We start from the raw sequence: 15,421 nt of genomic DNA, 5'->3' as shown, positions 1-15,421 counted from the left end.
TGATTTCACCTGGATCTTGGTGTTGCTCTTGGCCAACACGGTCGTGATCGCCGCCGTCAACGTTGTTTTTCCGTGGTCCACGTGTCCAATTGTTCCCACATTGATATGTGGCTTACTGCGATCAAATTTCTCTTTTGCCATGGATGGTTTTTCGTCCTCGCTTAACCAAGCATAAAGCCCACAACCGGGCTTGAACCGGTGACCTCCACCTTACCAAGGTGGCGCTCTACCACTGAGCTATGTGGGCATGGATTGATATTAAGTTATTGAACTTGCAGCCGAAGTTTTTCCCAGAAGGTGTTTCCTGAGCGGTATTCACTTCGACCAGCAGCATGTGTTGAATGCCGCTTTGGGAAGCCTGGGAAACAGGCTGGAGCGGGAGACGGGATTCGAACCCGCGACCAACGGCTTGGAAGGCCGTGACTCTACCACTGAGTTACTCCCGCTCGGAGAAACACAATCCTCAAAATTTTCAAACGTGAGTCCAAAAAACTTGAGGCAATGATTTCGGTGTGGTGCAGGGGGTAGGATTCGAACCTACGTAAGGCGTCAGCCTGCCGGGTTTACAGCCCGGTGCCATTAACCACTCGACCACCCCTGCACATCAGTTCTCAAAGAACACGCACAAACTCAACCCTCAAAGGTGACGTGACGGTCTTTAATCACAATATTTCCCGAAATAGCCCATATCATCAGATGAATCTCGATGAAGCCGGTGAAGGGACTTGAACCCCCGACCTACTGATTACAAGTCAGTTGCTCTACCAACTGAGCTACACCGGCATATCGTTTTAAAGCTGTATGAGCACTGCAGCGCAGTTGAAGTAGGGGTGCTCTCGGAAAAGTGTGCATACTAGCAGAAAAATTGATCATTGCAAGGCTTTTTTGCCAGGCTTTTTTAAATCCTGGGGTGAGTGGGTAAAAACGAACCGGGTGTCTCCTCTGGGAATATTGATTTTTCAGAGAAAAAGTCGAGGGAGGTTCATAAAGGGCATTTTCTTTTGTGGTGCTCTGTGGTATCTCTCAGGGAACAAGGAATCCACAGTCAGCACAGTAGTTGTCAATCACCCAAAACATTTAAATCACACACTTTTATGTGAAGCCTGCGATCTCCTCATTCCAGGCTTCGGAGGAGGCCACTATGCGTATTCCGCCCAACATTCGTCCCATTTTCCTGATTGCCTTTATCATTTTTGCCTTGCTTGGTTCGTGGCAGTATTTTGGGTATCGAGATAACAAGGAAGCCAACCTGCATTTTTGGGTTTCAGTGGCGTTGTTTGTGGTTGCAATGATCTCGTTTCTGATTTTCTTGCTGAGCAAACCGGACGAAGATCCAAGCGATATCAGCATCACTAAATTCTGATCTCTCCCAAAGGTCCACCACTCTTTCACCAAATCTCTGGGAATGGATGCCAGGCACACCACTAACTGGTTTTTTGCTGGCACGACATTCCCAGTGAAGTGTGTATTGCCCGGATTACAGTTGTTGTTTTCTCATGATGTTTGATACCAAGCTGGGTTTAAAGCGTTCATCACCTGACTCTTCATTATCCCTCACCAATTCGTCCTGGAAACTGCTTGAGGGAGACCAGGCCACAATCCGTTTACTGATCCAGGAACTCTCCATCCCACCATTACTTGCCCAATGTCTGGTGAGCCGCGGAATTTCCACACTGGCTGAGGCTGAACGTTTTCTCAACCCAAGTCTGGCGGATATTCCCGACCCACATGGGATGAGAAACCTCCAGGAAGCCGTGCAGGTTGTCAGTGGTGCCCTGGCACGCCGGGAAAAAGTTCGCATTGTTGGTGATTATGACTGTGACGGAACCACTGGGTTAATCACCTTGCTGAATGTCTTTCGGATTTTGTCGCCCGCCGCCGATGAATTTTTGTCGTTTCACGTGCCTGACCGCGAACGCGATGGATATGGCCTCAATGCCGGAATTGTCGAGCGCGCCGCAATAGATGATGTCCGGGTCCTGATTTCAGTTGATATTGGAATTACCGCCTATAAAGAATGGGCCATGGTTCGTGAACGAGGCATAACCGGTATTTGCCTTGACCACCACACGGTGCTCGGAAGCTCCGTTCCGCCAGATGCCATTATTGTCTGCCCTAAGCAATCTGGCTGCGAGTACCCCGAAAAGGATCTGGCTGCCTGTGGATTAAGCCTACAATTTGGGCGGGCACTCCTGGCCGATCACCCCAAACGTGATCGAATTGTCGAATCGTTGACCAAACTGGTGGCCATTGGAACAGTTGCGGATCTGGTACCGCTTTCCAGTCCTTCAAATCGCGCGATTGTGGCCAATGGCCTGAAAGGCTTAAGTACTGGATCAAGTAATCCGGGACTGACGGCATTACTGGAAGTAGCGGGCCTCACTGGAAAACGGATTGCAGCTTCGGACCTGGGGTTCCGGCTTGGACCCCGAATCAATGCCGCAGGCCGGATTGATGGCTCAACCTTAAGTGTCGTTGATCTCTTTGACTCTAAATCGCTGGATCAAGCCAAACGCCGGGCAGCTCAAATTGATACCTGGAACAGCGAACGTCAGGACATCCAGCGAAATCTGGTTGATATGCTGCACCAGGAAATTGGAAATCAGGATCCGAATGATCTGGTTTTTGTCCTGGCTGGCGAACATCAGGCTGGATGGCACCAGGGCGTGGTGGGAATTGCCGCTTCCAAAGTGGTTGAGCAATATCACCGCCCGGCATTGGTGTGTTCGATTCGTGGCAACCACGCCCATGGGTCAGCACGCAGCATCCCCCAGTTCAATATGGTCAATGCCCTGCAACATATTCACGATGGGCTGTTTCATCGCTATGGCGGGCATGCCGCCGCCGCCGGGTTTTCGCTGCCGACTGAGGCGATCCCCGAACTACGCAACCGCATCAACGAATATGCACGCTCTATTTTGTCACAGGAAGATTTAATTCAAACCCGACGCTATGATGGCACAACCAGCCTTGGCCAGATTACACCCCAGTTGATCGAATCTCTGGCCCGACTGGCGCCATATGGGATCAATAACCCGGCGCCACGGCTGGTCGTTGCGGCAACAGTGACAGACCGCAAAATCCTGCGCGAACACCATTTAAAACTCTGGCTGGTTGACGGAAATGTGCGCATGGAGGCTATCTGGTGGCAGCGGGCTGATTTATCTGACCAAATTCCAGTTGGGGTCCCGATTCAGGTTCTGGGGCGCATCGAGCTCAATGAATGGAATGGAATGAGCCGACCACAGATGATCATTGAAGACATCCGGCTGGCCAGTTGAAACAGAAAGAAGGTTTTTCAATGAAGACAGTTGGGATATCGCGGGCCCTGTACCGGGTGTTGATCGTGGGATTGATCGTGTGCGGATTGACCGTTTCAGCTTCAGCCCAGGTTGATCCAGAAACGCTGGTTGGGCTCCGGTCGGTGTGGTCAGTGGATAAAGCACGACCTGGAGATGTGATCCAACTGGCTGTGCACTTGACCATTCAGGATGGCTACCACATCAATGCTCATCAACTCGAAGATGAATTCCTGATTCCAACCGAACTGAAAATCGCTCCGACCAAAGGATTTCAAGCTGCCAGCCCAATCTACCCGGAAGCTATTTCGCACCAGGTTTCATTTTCCGAGAAACCATTGTCGGTTTATGAAGGTGATGTGCATATCATTGTCCCGGTCACAATTGGCCGAAAACTCCGGCCTGGAAAATATACCCTCACTGGCACATTGAAAGTTCAGACCTGCAATGATGAATCCTGTTTCCCTCCACGCACTGTCAAGCTTCAAATCCCGCTTGAAGTTGTCCACGCCGGAACACCGGTTCAACCGCAACACCCTGAGCTTTTCACCAAATCCGCTCCCTCAAAAGCAATCGGGCATTGAGTTTCCCCAATGCCCGGTTGCAATACTCTTACAAATCTGAATCTGAACTCTGAATATCCTGACTAAAAACCTGTGTTGCAGTAACTAAAAACGAAACGAGCGTGTTAATGAGCGGTTTGGTGGCAATGAGCCTTGTCACCACTTGGAAGCATACTGACTGTCGGTTCTGAAAAATCAATGGCCTTGCATCCCCCATTTGACAGGCTGTAGACGTCGAACCCTAACGCATCCAGATAATAAGCCAGATCAAATGTCGAATTCAGAAACAACATTGAGGGATACCCACCGAGTTCGCACAACTCCAACAAACGTTCAACCACTTCCAGCGGTCCAAACTGTTGTTCCGGATCAGCGTACGTTGCCATATCCCATTTCCTTTCTGCAGAGCATCTCTGCTGAAAAACCATCACTGAATTCATTGAGTTACCTCAGCTTTTTGTAAAAGTGAGGGTGTTGTTCATTGTTTTTCCATGCAAATCAGATTCCTTAATTAACAAAAAGTTGCTTTGCGCCCCAAAATAACGGGATTCAAAGGGCAAAGTTCAGATAAATTCCCCGATTCCACCGAGACAATTTCACGTTCACGGGTCAAGAACAGCAATGACACTACCCCTACCCTGGCCAACCAATTCGTTCAATGACGGGTCCTAAACTTCAATGCGGTGGGAATCAGACGGGGTCGAAGAGACGTGCTGTGAACCAACCAGTAAATCAACCGCCAGCAAAAACGCCCCAATGCAAATAAAACTATCAGCAACGTTAAATGTTGGCCAGTGATGTTCCCCCTGCCATCGGATATACACATCCAAAAAATCAACCACAAAACCATGTACCACACGGTCAATGGCGTTACCAATGATCCCGCCGAGAATCATAGACAGTGCCACCAGTAACCGCCGCTCACGGAGCGGAGTAAACAACAGGTAAAAAAATACTCCGATGGCAGCTAAACTGGCCACGGCAAAGAGAAACCAGCGGGTTGCAGGTGGCCAGCTTCCTAACAAACTAAAGGCAATACCCGGATTTTCAGCATAATCCAGATTTAGCATCCCTTCTATCAGGGTGATTTGCTGCAAGGGCATCAGTCGCAAAATCATCCAGGCCCAGGCTTTGGTAACCTGGTCAGCCAGCAAAATCGCCAGTGTGATTGCCAGATACCAGAACCGCTGGAAGAGCAACCTGGTCAGGACCAGCCCCACCGAACGGTTGGTGAGAACCATCGCTGGAGCTTCAGTTGGGACAGTGGATATAGACTGTTCAAGCGGCTCTTCCATCAGATATCTCCCAAGGAATGAAGAAACTATCTAGTGGTTAGTGGTTAGTGGTTAGTACCTGGTGCTTAGAAACCAATACCTTCCAAGAACCAGGAACTCTGAACCAAGAACCAAAAACTAACCACTAACCGCTAACCACTTTCTTCTTCCTTCATTCTCCATTCTTCAGCCAGCCAGCTTCGACATTGGTGGCACACCGATGACAGAGGGTTGGGAATCGCTCATCCTGGCCCACGGTCGTTTCATAGTGCCAGCACCGCTCGCACTTGATGCCATCAGCAAGTGAAACGGTTACCTGCACGTCATTTCCATTGGCTTCGGTCAGTTTCACCCCTGATACAATAAAGAAAAACATGAGTGCCTCTTCACCATATGTTTTCAGGATCTCCTCCACGTCACCACTGACCGCCAGCGTTACCTGAGCTTCGAGTGAGGAGCCAATGTGCCCGGAAACACGTTCGGTTTCAAGCGCTTTGAGAACCGTTGATCGAACCTCCAGCAGTTTCTCCCAGCGTGCCAGCAAGGCCGAATCTGCCAAATTTTCGTCATACTCCGGGAATTCAGTGACATGAATTGAGACATCGGGACCTTCTGGATGCGGCAATTTCTCCCAGATTTCATCTGCGGTAAACACCATGAACGGCGCCAGCAACCGGGCCATCCGATGCACGATTTCATACAGCCCGGTTTGTGCCGAACGGCGCTCAAATGACTTTGGTGCGCAGGTATAGAGTCGATCCTTGAGCACATCAAAGTAAATATTTGACAGTTCAGTGGCGCAGAACCCATACAGCGCAAAGTACGCCGCCTGAAAATCATAGCGGTCATAGGCTTCGCGCACGGTTTTGACGACTTCGTTCATTTTGACCAGCGCCCACCGGTCAATTTCTATCAACTCTGACATCGGGACCGCATCCTGTTTGGGATCAAAGTCATACAGATTGTTGACCAGATAGCAGGCCGTGTTGCGGATCTTGCGATAGGCATCGCCGATACGCGCCATGATTTCATCGGAAATCCGCACGTCCTCGGTGTAATCCAGGCTGGCCACCCAGAGCCGGATGATATCAACCCCGCCTTTGTTGATCAGTTCCTGCGGTTCGATGAAGTTGCCTAAACTTTTTGAAAGCTTTTGTCCTTTTCCATCCACCACGTATCCGTGGGTGATAATCTGCTTGTACGGGGAATGCCCGCGCAGTCCCAAACTTACAATCAACGACGAGTTAAACCATCCTCGATACTGGTCTGAGCCTTCAAGGTAGACATCCGAGGCGGGTTCCTCAGGTTTGCACAATCCAGCCCGTTCCATCACCTGCCAGCTTGTCCCCGAATCAAGCCACACGTCGAGGATATCCATTTCCTTCTCAAACTTTTCAGAACCACAGTGACCGCATTTGAACCCAGGTTCCACAAAGTCTGTGAATTCACGCAGATACCAGGCATCCGCCCCTTCTTTCTCGAAAAATTCAGCCACCCGGTACATCAAATCGGCGCTGACATATTCCGTGGCACAGTCGCTGCACCTGAGCGCCGTGATCGGCACGCCCCAGGCTCGCTGCCGTGAAATACACCAGTCGGCCCGGTCAACAAACATTTTGCTCATCCGGTCGCGTCCCCAGGCCGGCAGCCACGACACTTTGTTGATCTCGTCGAGTGCCTTCTGGCGCAAATCGGCTGAATCCATCGAAATGAACCATTGCGGTGTCGCCCGGAAGATGGTTGGGGTATTGGTCCGCCAGCAGTGAGGATAGCTGTGGAAGTAATCCTCAACCTTCAGCAGCCGGCCCTTTTCTTTCAAAAAAGCGACAATCTTCGGATTCGCTTCAAAGACCTGCATTCCGGCAAAATGTTCCACCTCTTCGGTAAAATGGCCCCGGCCATCAACCGGGCAATAGGCATCGAGGCCATATTCCTTGCCAATGTAGAAGTCTTCCGCGCCATGTCCCGGCGCCGTGTGAACACATCCCGTTCCAGCATCGAGCGTCACGTGGTCGCCCACCATGCACAGCGACTCCCGATCAATCCACGGATGCTGGGCTGCCTTGCGATCCATCGCCTGACCTTTGAAGCGGGCAATCACCTGCGGATCAGTCCAGTCGCATTTCTCACTGACGGCTTTGAGCAATTCTTCAGCCACCAGGTAGTTTTCGCCGTTGACCTCCACCACGACATAATCAAACGTGGGTCCAAAACAGATGCCCAGGTTGGCCGGAAGCGTCCAGGGCGTGGTGGTCCAGATCACGACATTGACTGACTTCCCAGCCAATGCCGGGTCAAGCTCAGCCGGATCCGACTTGAGCGGAAAGGCCACATACACCGAAGGATCCGTCACGTTTTTGTACACCAGTTCAGCTTCAGCCAGTGCTGACTGGGCGCCAATTGACCAGTGAACCGGGCGCAGCCCGCGATAGACGCTGCCCAGCTTCATAAAATCGCCCAGTGTCCGCAAAATCGCAGCTTCATAGCCAAAGCTCATCGTTTCGTAGGCATGTTCCCAGTCGCCAAAGATGCCAAGGCGTTGAAAGTCCTGGTTCATCACCTTGATGTGTTTTTCAGCAAACTTGCGCGCCGCCCGGCGGATTTGCATGACCGACATTTCGTGACGTTTTTTGCCAAGCTCTTTTTCGACCTTATTTTCAATCGGCAGTCCGTGGCAGTCATAGCCCGGAATATAAGGCACGTCAAACCCCATCATCACACGCGATTTGAGGACAAAATCCTTCAAAATCTTATTGAATGCCGTTCCCAGGTGGATCTTCCCATTCGCATAGGGTGGGCCATCGTGGAACAAGAACTTTGGACGCCCGGCACGTGCCTTGCGCATTTCGCCATAGACATCCTTTTCATTCCAGCGTTTCAAGCGGGCTGGTTCAGCTTGCGTCAGGTTGCCTTTCATCGGAAGTTGCTTGGAAGGCAAATTGACTGTTTTTTTCAAATCGAGCGTGGTTTCCGTAGACATTTCCTTTTCTTCTTACTCCTCAATAGTTTGCGTGGTAGCGCGTGGGAATTTCGCAGGTAACTAGAAATTGAACACTTGTTCATTATGCTGAAACAGCCGCTGTCAAGCAAATTGAAAGGTGACCTTCCGCCTGGCAACCGCCCCGGCTTGAAGAAAAAAAGGCGCAAGGATGAAAAAACCAGAACACCAAAATACTCACAGATAAAGACTTTTCTGATTCTTGACCAGATTCTTTCATTCTTCATTCTTCATTCTTCATTCTTGATTCTCACCCAAACAGTTTACATCGTGTCATCAACTGATTTAGCATCGCGCTTCTTCCCTGGAAAACACCTGAATCATTCCAACATCTCCGAGAGGTTCGTGTGACACGCGCCATCTATCCCGGCTCCTTTGACCCGTTGACCAACGGGCATCTCGACATTATCGAGCGTAGTTGCAAGCTCTTTGACGAAATTATCGTGGCCATTCTGGTCAATCCGGAAAAACGCCCGATGTTTTCCACGGAAGAGCGGTTGGAGATGATTCGCGAAGTCGTCGCCCCGCTCGCCAAAGTCAAAGTAGACACCTTTAATGGATTGCTTGTGACCTATGCTCAGGCGCAAGAAGCTGATTGCATTGTGCGCGGAATTCGAGCCATTTCCGATTATGAATATGAACTGCAAATGGCCCTGATGAACCGCCGAATGCAGCCCAATATCGAAACCGTGTTTATGATGTCGGCTGACACGTACAGCTATGTCAGCTCCCGTCTGGTCAAGGAAATCTTCCTGCTGGGACGCGAAGTCACTGGACTTGTTCCGCCACTGATTGCCGACCGAATGCGACAAAAACTGAGTGAAGTAGCGAGATAGCGAGTAGTGAGTAGTCAGAATCATCTGTGTCAGCAGGCGGATTCTTCGAAAACCCTGAACCCCGCAACCCTGAACCCTGAACCCCGCAACCCTGAACCCTGAACCCTGAACCCCGCAACCCTCTTTCTTAAAAGGTACTAACTATGTCAGTCGTTTTTCCTCGGGCTGAGCGGCTCATCGCAATGCAACCTTCATCCACCATGGCAGCCACCCAGGCGGCAGCCCGGCTTCGAGCTGCCGGTCATGACGTGATTGACCTTGGCGCCGGTGAACCTGATTTCACCACGCCGGCCAACATTCGCGACGCAGCCAAACGCGCCCTTGACAGTGGCAAAACCAAATACACGCCAGCCAGCGGCACCGCCGAACTCAAGAACGCAGTCCTTCATTATATTGAGCGCGAGACTGGTACCCGCTTTGAACCATCCCAAATCATTGTTTCGGCTGGCGGCAAACAAACGCTCTTTAATGCCATCACCACGCTGATCAATCCAGGTGACGAAGTCATTATCCCAACCCCGTATTGGGTCACCTTTCCTGAGATTGTGACCTTTTGCGGCGGCACGTCGGTTTACATTGATACCGAAGACAATGGGTTTCAACTCACCGCCAAGATGGTCAAAAATGCGATTACTCCACGGACAAGGCTGATTATCGTCAACTCACCAAGCAATCCATCGGGCCGAATTATCGAAACCGAGGAGTTCCGCAAAATTGCCGAACTGGTGGCCGAACGCGGACTCTGGATGATTTCCGACGAATGTTATTACCAGTTTACCTACCCGCCGCATAAGCCCTTTTCAGCTGCTAGTTTACCGGCTGAACTTCGCGAACGGGTCATGGTTTCCGGCTCTTTTTCAAAAACCTATGCCATGACCGGTTGGCGAATTGGCTATGCCCTGGCCAATAAAGATTGGGTGACGGATATGGCGACTGTCCAGAGCCACTCGACCTCAAACCCAACCACCTTTGCCCAGTGGGGCGCCATTGAAGCCGCCGAAGGCGACCAGTCCTCAATTGCCGAAATGATGGCCGAATACCAGAAACGGCGCGACTGGCTGGTTCCAGCCTTGAATGAACTCAAAGGCGTTTCCTGCCGGATGCCCGAAGGCGCCTTTTATGCCTTCCCTTCTATTAAAGGAGTGCTGGAGCAAAGTTCACTCAAAACAGACTCTGAATTTACCGACCTGCTCTTGAACGAAGCCCACGTCGTAATGACACCGGGCTCGGCATTTGGGGCTCCGGGATATGTCCGGATTTCCTACGCCAATTCGCTTGAAAACATCCAGCGGGCCGTGGATCGTGTCCGCCAGGTCATTGAGAAGATCACAGCCTGATTTTTAAACCACAGAGGACACAGAGGACATAGAGGAATTTGAAGACAGCTCTGTGTTCCTCTGTGTCCTCTGTGGTGAGATTTTGTTGCGTCCGAACAAAAGCCTTTTTCTCCGCCCTGTTGCTCCATGGTTTCATCCCTCCCTCCATCACCGGTTGAATCGCCATCTCCCTCACTCTGGGCCAACCGGTTTGAAGCCACCTCCCGGTGGGCGTTGTTCCTGTGCGCATTGACGGCTCCCCATTCAATTGCAGCCTCGCAAACCAGCTTTGTCCTCGCTGTGTTGTTCTGGCTGGCACAATGCGCAACCAGTCGGCGATGGGGATTGATTCCAACGCCGGCGGATTGGCCGCTCCTGCTCTTTTTTGGGTTCTGTCTGTTATCTTCGGCTTTTTCATATGAGCCTCGCCTCAGTCTAAGAGGCATGAAAAGCGTGGCCTTGCTCGGCGCAATTTATCTGGTTTCGAGCCGCGTTCAAAATCTGCGCTGGGTGGTCATTTTGGCGTTGACGCTGCTTCTTTCGTGTCAGGTCAACACGCTGTTTACTCTTGGACAGCGGGCGGCTGGAGTTGGAGTACGGGTGACAACTCTTTCCAAACGCAGCCCGCTGCTGCGTGCCGGACTCCAACCCGGAGACGTTATCCTGAAAGCCGATGGCCAGTCCATTCGCAGCCTTGAAACACTCTCCCAACTTGCCGATGCCGGCCTCACTGATTCATTCATCAAACTTCACTTTCGACGGGGCGAACAACCTCTTGACACCCAGATTCGCCGGGGCGCCATCACCAAAACCAGTGAAAAAAAGCTGGCCAAGCTGCGAATCAAAGAAGCTGACGCCAAAAGACTCCCTCAAGGCGTCGAGCGACTTGGAGCGGAAGGTTCGCTGGCGCGTGATTTTCGCGCCAGCGGATTTTATAACCACTACGCCACCTATGCTGAAGTACTGCAAATCCTGGCTTCGCTTGGGATCGGCCTCTGGTTGAGCTTCTGGAAACGCGATCAACTCCAGGTGGCACCAACCGATCTTTGGCTCTTCAAACAACTGACACCAAAGCAGTTGCACCTGCTCATCAGTGTCGCGGTGCTCCTTACCCTTGGAGCGTTGTTTTGTACCAATACCCGCGCATCGCTGGCCAGTCTGGGGCTTTCAATCGGCGTTATGCTGATCGCACTTTGGAAGACCGGAAAAATTCAAACTCGAACGGGTGTCGCTTTGTTGGGACTGGCGTTGATTGTCAGTTGTGCGGGCGTCGCCCTGGCGTACAAACAACGCAGCATGGCCCTGACTGATACCAGCGAAGGCAGTTTGTACTGGCGGCTGGTGGTCTGGCAGGAAGGCGTTCACCTCGTCGAACAACACCCGTTTCTGGGCATCGGCAAAGACAGCGACAAGGTTCATGGCCGCGAATGGGGGCTCTGGGGTAAGGGCCAGCTTCCGCCCGGTCATTTTCATAGCTCGTACCTGCAAATTGCAGTGTGGTGGGGGCTTCCGGCGCTGATTGCCTATGGATGGATGGTTTGGTTATTTTGGCTGGCCCTTTGGAAACCCGTTACGGAGCCGCTTTCAATCAATCACAATTCGCTGGAGCAAGTCTGCAGTTACGGCGTTCTCCTCGGAGTCCTGGGTGGGCTGACTGGATTTGCCGCCAGTTCAATCGTCCACTTTAATCTGGGCGATGGCGAAGTAACGCTCATCCTCTGGTTTGTGCTTGGTTTGGCGGTCGCTGCCCAGCGATTGTTTTCCCCTTCAATTCATATTCCCACAAAAGTTTAATTCAATTCGAAATTTTAATTTAATTACCTTCAGCGAAACCAGTGTAACCATTGGCTTTGCCTGGCGCTGGTTCATTCTTCAAAAAGTGGTTTGCACTTTTTTTAAATATGAGCAAAATAGTATGCTCGACTGAAGGAGCCAGCCTCCTCACTCAATCAAACCACTATCTGCAACTCAAGAATCAGGACTTTCATACCAGACTCAGACTTTCGCACAGGGCGAGCAATAGATCATATAGTGTTTTTATTCAACAGTTTGACTAAAAAACCACTCTACTTTAACCCTTCAGTGTCAGTCTGGATTTTCGTGATTGCAGGAAAGATAAAAGGTTATATGTGGTATCGAGCGGAAATGAACACTCCGTCTATCTTTCGATACATAAATAGAAGGCGTCCAGTTTCCCCCTGGAACACCATTTGCACTTGATCCGGGCAAGTTTGCTTTTTTTCAAAAATTTAATTTTTAAGGCTTCATCTTATGGCAAAACACTTCCAATCCAAACAGAGAGCCCACCGACAGGAAGGATTTTCCTTTATGGAACTCCTGATCGGACTGCTAATCTTCTCCATTCTCAGCGGTGCCATTCTGGGCATCTTTCTGGGGTACCAGAAATATCGCCTGCACGCCGCCAGCCGCAATCGGTTGGATGAAATTCGGCTCGGGCTGGCCTCCAATATGAAGTTTGATATTGAAACCAGCGGCTTTAACTTGATTGCCAAAGCCGAGGGAACCGAATCGTTGGGAGTTGTCAAAGATCAAAAAGGAAACCGTCAGCCAGCGATTTTCTTTACCACGCAGGACACAACCAATGACACGATGGTTATTTTGTCAGCCGCCCAAATGGGCACGGGCTCGGTGGTCAACCTCACCGGCTCGAAACTGACAATCAACGGAGTTGACCCGGAAGTCTGGAAGCAGTTTGCGGCGGGTCAATTATTGTTCTGCACTGATCCTGATGGCTCACCAGTTTTGATTCAATTGACCGGCACCCCACGCAAAGCAACCCAGGAAGAATGTGTCGTTCCAGCCACCTATGTCGGCGGGTTTAGCGAGCTTCCCGGTGGTAATACCGGCGGCGGAACCGGTGGCGGCCCAGGCCGGGATGGTTCAACCAAAGCACCTCAACGACCAGGGTCACTGCCGACTACGCTTCCGCCGGGAAGCGGGCTTCCAGGAAATGGTGGAGGCAACACCGGCGGCGGGACGGGTGGTGGAATTGGCGGCGGTGGTGCCACCGGCATTGGAATTCTTGACCCGGAACGAACCGTCGTCCTCTCTTTTTCAGTGGTTACCAATTGTTCGCTTTTTTCTTCAATTGGGACTATCCCCAAGCTGCGTGGCACCCTGGTCCCGATCAATCAAATCGTAACGTACACAATTTCGGCCACCGGCATCATCCGTTCTGAAATGGCCGGCTGTCAGTCAACGGGGCAAACCGTCCAACTGGCGCGATTTGCACCTGGCTACAACGTCAACCTTCAATTTGCATATCTGGTTCGAGCAGGAAGTACGGTTACGGCCTCAACGGCACTCCCGTCGAGTGCCCAAAACCTGGTTGGCGTTCGAGTCAGCGGAACCCTCACTGACCCAACGACCCGCCGAACCGAAACCGTTCAGGTTGATTCGATCCTCGAAGCCCTGAAACCCGTGCAATTGACAATTCCAACCCCCTAATGACCACCTGCCAGGAGCTGATTATGTTTCGAGCTTTGATATTGAACCCCGAACCCCAAACCCCGAACCCTGAATCCCGCTTCCCCCGTCGCCAGACCCAACAGGGGTTTTCCATGATTGAAGTCCTGGCGGTGATTTTGATCATTGGCGTGATTGCCGGATTGATCGGATATTTCTTCGGCAACTCCGGCCCAAATGCCAATCGTGAACTGGTCGCCCTCGAACGCATTGCCCAGGCCATTGAAGAAGCCCGGCAAAATGCCCGCATTGGGTTGGAAGACAGGGCAAGTCGGACGGTCAATTTCCAGTCGTTGAACCTGTCAAAGCGAGTTCGCCTGGTGACCGAAGTTTCGGCCAATTCACTTCCGACCAATACCCCGGTTCTCAATCCGAATGAACCACTTGTTTTTGAAATTCAGTCTGGTCGAACAGCGCAAAATCGGTGGGGTTTGATCATTGTCGAAGACACCACAACCAGACGCGCCCGCGCCCTGTTGATTACCACATCGCCAGCACCGATTCAGCGGTTTGCCCGTTTTGGCGCCAACGGGAAGTTTGAATCCATCACAACCCAGGTGTACTGATTGAGAGGAAAAATTATGCTCAGGCTTTATTCAAACCAATATCGAAACCACCGTTCGAATGCCCGTTTACTGAATCGTTCACAGGCAAATCAACGGGGATTGACACTGCTCGAACTGGTCATCGCAATTCTGATTTTGCTTATCCCGGTCGCTATGGTCGGCAGCCACATGTTCACACTGGCCCGCATCCAGGTCGTCACGGCTGATTCACAACGGATGAACCTGGCCGCCACCGAACTGGCTTTCCAGTTTGCCGAAGCCAAAGCAGTTGAAAATCAAATCGGACAGGTGGTGGTGAGCCATGAAGGCGCAGTACTGAGTGTTGTAAAAGGAAAAACAGAGGACACACCGACCAAACCTGGAAAACAGCCGCCCTCTGGAAACTACCCTGCGGGATCAAAAATTTATACATATGAAAGATTGGTTCGCGGAACAATCAGCGGTGTGTATTACCTGCAAGTCCGACTTCAAGGAGACCACGAAGTCGAAGTCTTCGCCTCAACAACTTTTTATAAGCGAGGATAAGGAGCATCATTTATGAAAAACTTTTTTCTACCTCATCATTCAAAGCGGATAAAGCAGAGCGGCATGGCGCTGTTGTGGGTGATGTTGTTCATCACCATCTTTGCAGTGCTTGGTCTGGCATTGATAATTCAGACGGCGACGGTGCTCAAGAAAGTCCGCCTGGAACGCAAACGCATCGAAGTCGAGTCATTTTCGCGGGCGACGATGCTTGATTTGCGGGTGGCGGCTCAAAACTACTTTGTCAAAATGGTGGCCGAAGCGCAGGAAGACATCAATAAAACCCCAATTGCCGGAAATCAGCTTCCGACGCTGCAGCAGGTGAAAGATCGGGTGAAATCAATGTTTCCCAAGTATTTGCCAGTCTCGATGAGCGGGGGAACATTGATGCACGGAGTCAAAGCCGATCCGAGATGGCAGGGTGATGGCTGGGAACACATGAAAGGCCAGGGGACGATTATCTTGAACCTGGATGGGATTGAACTCCATCAGGTCAATGGTCGTCCAACCGCGATTGGCTTTTTCACGCTGACGGTGCCCTACACAGTGGAACTCGACTGG

The 15,421-nt window shown here is 51.2% G+C and carries 14 protein-coding genes and 4 tRNA genes; 10 read left to right on the top strand and 8 right to left on the bottom strand.

Going from position 1 to position 15,421, the window contains the following annotated elements; all coding sequences use genetic code 11:
* The 5 genes from tuf to HY774_29415 form a co-directional block, all read right to left on the bottom strand.
* Nucleotides 1-141: elongation factor Tu (gene tuf / locus HY774_29435; GenBank protein ID MBI4752631.1), on the bottom strand; the 141-nt coding region annotated here is incomplete at its 3' end.
* A 34-nt stretch (nucleotides 142-175) separates the two neighbouring features.
* Nucleotides 176-247: transfer RNA gene (locus tag HY774_29430), tRNA-Thr, on the bottom strand.
* Nucleotides 248-371: 124 nt separating this feature from the next.
* Nucleotides 372-446 (bottom strand) — tRNA-Gly (locus HY774_29425).
* A 67-nt stretch (nucleotides 447-513) separates the two neighbouring features.
* A tRNA-Tyr gene (locus HY774_29420) sits at nucleotides 514-601 on the bottom strand.
* A gap of 109 nt (nucleotides 602-710) precedes the next feature.
* Nucleotides 711-783 (bottom strand) — tRNA-Thr (locus HY774_29415).
* A 358-nt stretch (nucleotides 784-1,141) separates the two neighbouring features.
* Between HY774_29415 and HY774_29410 the strand changes: the two genes are divergently transcribed.
* The 3 genes from HY774_29410 to HY774_29400 all read left to right on the top strand — a co-directional run bounded on the left by HY774_29410 (nucleotide 1,142) and on the right by HY774_29400 (nucleotide 3,883).
* Nucleotides 1,142-1,363, top strand: a complete 222-nt coding sequence (locus HY774_29410) for a hypothetical protein (protein ID MBI4752630.1) — start codon at nucleotides 1,142-1,144, stop codon at nucleotides 1,361-1,363.
* A 133-nt stretch (nucleotides 1,364-1,496) separates the two neighbouring features.
* Nucleotides 1,497-3,281, top strand: a complete 1,785-nt coding sequence (recJ, locus tag HY774_29405; GenBank protein MBI4752629.1) for a single-stranded-DNA-specific exonuclease RecJ — start codon at nucleotides 1,497-1,499, stop codon at nucleotides 3,279-3,281.
* 20 nt (nucleotides 3,282-3,301) lie between these two features.
* Nucleotides 3,302-3,883, top strand: a complete 582-nt coding sequence (locus HY774_29400) for a hypothetical protein (GenBank protein MBI4752628.1) — start codon at nucleotides 3,302-3,304, stop codon at nucleotides 3,881-3,883.
* 104 nt (nucleotides 3,884-3,987) lie between these two features.
* Here the strand turns inward: HY774_29400 and HY774_29395 are convergent, their stop codons facing one another.
* From HY774_29395 to ileS, 3 genes are all read right to left on the bottom strand, one after another.
* The gene (locus HY774_29395; GenBank protein ID MBI4752627.1) at nucleotides 3,988-4,248 is read right to left on the bottom strand and encodes a hypothetical protein; all 261 of its coding nucleotides are present in this window, start codon (nucleotides 4,246-4,248) and stop codon (nucleotides 3,988-3,990) included.
* Between the two features lie 282 nt (nucleotides 4,249-4,530).
* Complete coding sequence (gene lspA / locus HY774_29390; protein ID MBI4752626.1) at nucleotides 4,531-5,157, bottom strand: signal peptidase II; 627 nt, start codon at nucleotides 5,155-5,157, stop codon at nucleotides 4,531-4,533.
* Nucleotides 5,158-5,308: 151 nt separating this feature from the next.
* Entirely contained in the window at nucleotides 5,309-8,116 is a 2,808-nt protein-coding gene (gene ileS / locus HY774_29385) for an isoleucine--tRNA ligase (GenBank protein MBI4752625.1), read from the bottom strand.
* A 377-nt stretch (nucleotides 8,117-8,493) separates the two neighbouring features.
* On the opposite strand from ileS, the gene coaD reads away from it, so the two are divergent.
* The 7 genes from coaD to HY774_29350 all read left to right on the top strand — a co-directional run.
* The gene (coaD, locus tag HY774_29380) at nucleotides 8,494-8,970 is read left to right on the top strand and encodes a pantetheine-phosphate adenylyltransferase (protein ID MBI4752624.1); all 477 of its coding nucleotides are present in this window, start codon (nucleotides 8,494-8,496) and stop codon (nucleotides 8,968-8,970) included.
* 143 nt (nucleotides 8,971-9,113) lie between these two features.
* A complete protein-coding gene (locus HY774_29375; protein ID MBI4752623.1) occupies nucleotides 9,114-10,307 on the top strand; it encodes a pyridoxal phosphate-dependent aminotransferase in 1,194 nt (397 codons plus the stop codon).
* Between the two features lie 126 nt (nucleotides 10,308-10,433).
* Nucleotides 10,434-12,080: an O-antigen ligase family protein gene (locus HY774_29370; protein ID MBI4752622.1), complete on the top strand. Its 1,647-nt coding sequence runs from the start codon at nucleotides 10,434-10,436 to the stop codon at nucleotides 12,078-12,080.
* A 477-nt stretch (nucleotides 12,081-12,557) separates the two neighbouring features.
* The gene (locus HY774_29365; GenBank protein ID MBI4752621.1) at nucleotides 12,558-13,754 is read left to right on the top strand and encodes a prepilin-type N-terminal cleavage/methylation domain-containing protein; all 1,197 of its coding nucleotides are present in this window, start codon (nucleotides 12,558-12,560) and stop codon (nucleotides 13,752-13,754) included.
* A gap of 23 nt (nucleotides 13,755-13,777) precedes the next feature.
* A complete protein-coding gene (locus HY774_29360) occupies nucleotides 13,778-14,338 on the top strand; it encodes a type II secretion system protein (GenBank protein ID MBI4752620.1) in 561 nt (186 codons plus the stop codon).
* A gap of 15 nt (nucleotides 14,339-14,353) precedes the next feature.
* On the top strand, nucleotides 14,354-14,863 hold the full coding sequence (locus HY774_29355) for a prepilin-type N-terminal cleavage/methylation domain-containing protein (GenBank protein ID MBI4752619.1): 510 nt from the start codon (nucleotides 14,354-14,356) through the stop codon (nucleotides 14,861-14,863).
* 12 nt (nucleotides 14,864-14,875) lie between these two features.
* Nucleotides 14,876-15,421: type II secretion system protein (locus HY774_29350; GenBank protein MBI4752618.1), on the top strand; the 546-nt coding region annotated here is incomplete at its 3' end.

Source organism: Acidobacteriota bacterium (assembly GCA_016208495.1).
Taxonomy (GTDB): Bacteria; Acidobacteriota; Blastocatellia; order Chloracidobacteriales; family Chloracidobacteriaceae; genus JACQXX01.
The sequence above is the reverse complement of the archived record's forward strand: the minus strand, read 5'-3'. Positions and strand labels throughout refer to the sequence as shown.

Excerpts from the sequence above, each read along its gene's own strand:
- HY774_29370 (MBI4752622.1), top strand. The coding sequence starts at position 10,434 with ATGGTTTCATCCCTCCCTCCATCACCGGTTGAATCGCCATCTCCCTCA.
- ileS (MBI4752625.1), bottom strand. The coding sequence starts at position 8,116 with ATGTCTACGGAAACCACGCTCGATTTGAAAAAAACAGTCAATTTGCCT.
- lspA (MBI4752626.1), bottom strand. The coding sequence starts at position 5,157 with ATGGAAGAGCCGCTTGAACAGTCTATATCCACTGTCCCAACTGAAGCT.
- HY774_29365 (MBI4752621.1), top strand. The coding sequence starts at position 12,558 with ATGGCAAAACACTTCCAATCCAAACAGAGAGCCCACCGACAGGAAGGA.
- recJ (MBI4752629.1), top strand. The coding sequence starts at position 1,497 with ATGATGTTTGATACCAAGCTGGGTTTAAAGCGTTCATCACCTGACTCT.
- HY774_29395 (MBI4752627.1), bottom strand. The coding sequence starts at position 4,248 with ATGGCAACGTACGCTGATCCGGAACAACAGTTTGGACCGCTGGAAGTG.
- HY774_29375 (MBI4752623.1), top strand. The coding sequence starts at position 9,114 with ATGTCAGTCGTTTTTCCTCGGGCTGAGCGGCTCATCGCAATGCAACCT.
- HY774_29360 (MBI4752620.1), top strand. The coding sequence starts at position 13,778 with ATGTTTCGAGCTTTGATATTGAACCCCGAACCCCAAACCCCGAACCCT.
- HY774_29355 (MBI4752619.1), top strand. The coding sequence starts at position 14,354 with ATGCTCAGGCTTTATTCAAACCAATATCGAAACCACCGTTCGAATGCC.
- HY774_29400 (MBI4752628.1), top strand. The coding sequence starts at position 3,302 with ATGAAGACAGTTGGGATATCGCGGGCCCTGTACCGGGTGTTGATCGTG.
- HY774_29410 (MBI4752630.1), top strand. The coding sequence starts at position 1,142 with ATGCGTATTCCGCCCAACATTCGTCCCATTTTCCTGATTGCCTTTATC.